General features: G+C 61.6%; 2 protein-coding genes. Both read right to left on the bottom strand.

What is annotated here, in order from left to right:
• A partial coding sequence (locus ACLD9W_RS12410; protein WP_410842290.1) for a hypothetical protein occupies positions 1 to 248 on the bottom strand: 248 nt, incomplete at its 3' end.
• Positions 245 to 625 carry a hypothetical protein gene (locus ACLD9W_RS12405; protein WP_410842289.1) on the bottom strand — a complete coding sequence of 127 codons (381 nt, stop codon included), beginning with the start codon at positions 623 to 625 and terminating at the stop codon, positions 245 to 247. The genes ACLD9W_RS12405 and ACLD9W_RS12410, both read right to left, overlap by 4 nt.
• Positions 626 to 701 lie beyond the last annotated feature (76 nt).

Here is a 701-nt window from a genome sequence, read left to right as displayed (position 1 = left end):
TGGCGCAGCCGCCATGTCTGCGCCATGAAGTAGGATGCGATGCCTACGTTTAAAAAAACCTCGTGCGGGTTGCGCGTCTGCCCCGACAGGTTGGATGCGGCCACGCCGATTGATGCGGCCAGCAGCAGGGCGTGTATCCACAATTCCGGCTGGCGCACCGTCCACCGCTGCACGGTCAGACGGCAGGCGCAGTGGACGAATATCGTCAGCGACGCGGCGATATTGAGAACAGCGAACAAATAAATCATGGTCTTTCTCCTTGTTTTTTCAGACGGGCAAGCACCATATCGCGCACCAGAGGCATCAGCCACGGCCAGCCGCCGCCGATGGCGACGGGCAGCAGCGGCGTGAGGATTTCCTCCGCGCGCGCGGCGGTGAGCAGCGCGGTATGGTGTACCGCCCAATCCACGGCGGCAGGCGACAGCGCACCCGCCAGCAGCATAGACATGAGTATTGAAAAAAAGCCGGCCTTGCGCGAAGCGGCGGGATGCAGACCCTGCACCACCGCGCCCGCAAGGCCGCCCAGTATCAGCGCGTCCAGCGGCATGCCGAAGAGCGTGCCAACAAAGCCGATGCCGCCGACGCTCCACAGATAAACGCCGGACGCGCTTGTCTCTATTGCCATAGGATTCCCTTCATGTGTTCGGATAAAAAAGGCCGTCTGAAACGTTCGCAAACGCATTCGGACGGCCTGCGGCTTA

Source organism: Neisseria sp. WLZKY-1 (assembly GCF_046546535.1).
Classification (GTDB): Bacteria; Pseudomonadota; Gammaproteobacteria; order Burkholderiales; family Neisseriaceae; genus Neisseria.
The sequence above is the reverse complement of the archived record's forward strand: the minus strand, read 5'-3'. Positions and strand labels throughout refer to the sequence as shown.